We start from the raw sequence: 1194 nt of genomic DNA on the forward strand, positions 1-1194 counted from the left end.
AACTCACATCTCGCGCCACCACATCTTCCTGTGGTTATGGGTCCCGGATTGCATGTTGTTGGCGTCTTCCTGATGGAAGATGAGACGCTGGCGGGACCTCGCGGTCCCGGAAGATCCTGACGATCGTGCAGATCTGGAGGCCCGCCGGCGCTTCTGGGTCCGGGCACGAACGGTAGAGAGGGCTGTTCGCCCGTTTGCAATCCAGTGCTCGTTCCGGACCCGCCTAGGATGAGGGAGGTCGGCATGAACGGCAAGCGAGTTGTTGGCGTCGATATCGGCAAGCATTGGCTGGATGTGGCCACGGAAGGCTCTGAGCGTGTCGCGCGCAGCAGCAACAATGCGGCGGGGATCGCGGCATTTATCGAGAAGCTCGATCCGTCACAGGACGTCGTCGTGTTCGAGCGCTGCGGCGGCTGGGAACGGCCCCTGGAGGCGGCACTGGCTGACAGGGCCATCTGTTGGGCGGTCGTGCATTCGCAACGGGTCAAGGCCTTCCGCGAGGCGCAAGGCGTCAAAGCCAAGACGGATCGCATCGACGCGCGGCTGCTGCGAGACTACGGGCGCGACCGGTTGAATGCCGGCAAGCTGCGACTGGGCCGCCGGGAAGACGTCACGCTCGACGCTTTGATGGCACGGCAGCGACAGCTCAAGGCCATGCTGCATGCGGAAAGGTGTCGCGCGGCAACAGCAGCCGTGGAAGCCGTCCGCTGCTCGACCGAGCGGACGATCGCTCATTTGGAGGAGATGCTGGCGGCGATCGCCGCCGAGCTTGTCCAGCACGAGGTCGGACATGCCGAGCTGGCGTTCAAAGAGGGGGTTCTCTGCAGCCAAATCGGCGTTGCCGAACAAACCGCGCGCGCCCTCCTGGCCGAGTTACCCGAGCTCGGCCGCCTCGCTCGCAAGGCGACTACTGCGCTCGGCGGGCTGGCGCCGCGTGTGCACGAGAGCGGAACCATTCGCAGGCGTCGCGGCCTGGCGCCAGGACGGACGGCCATCAAGGTCATCCTGTTCAACCCGGCACGTACGGCGATGCGCTTCGATCCACAGATCAAGGAGTTCTGCAGCCGCCTGCGGGCCCATGGCAAGCCCGGCAAGGTGATCATGGTGGCCGTGATGCGCAAAATGCTGGTGCGGCTGAACGCGCGACTGCGGGATGCGACGGCGCAAACGTCAACCGCGGCTGCGGCAGGGTAG

Annotated in this window: 1 protein-coding gene; it reads left to right on the plus strand. The window is 65.3% G+C overall.

Annotated elements, in window-relative coordinates; genetic code table 11:
* Positions 1–243 precede the first annotated feature (243 nt).
* On the plus strand, positions 244–1194 hold the full coding sequence (locus AC630_RS42495; protein ID WP_074124415.1) for an IS110 family transposase: 951 nt from the start codon (positions 244–246) through the stop codon (positions 1192–1194).

Origin of the sequence: Bradyrhizobium sp. AS23.2, assembly GCF_001908185.1 — a bacterium.
In the GTDB taxonomy this organism is placed as follows: Bacteria; Pseudomonadota; Alphaproteobacteria; order Rhizobiales; family Xanthobacteraceae; genus Bradyrhizobium.

Excerpts from the sequence above, each read along its gene's own strand:
- AC630_RS42495 (WP_074124415.1), top strand. The coding sequence starts at position 244 with ATGAACGGCAAGCGAGTTGTTGGCGTCGATATCGGCAAGCATTGGCTG.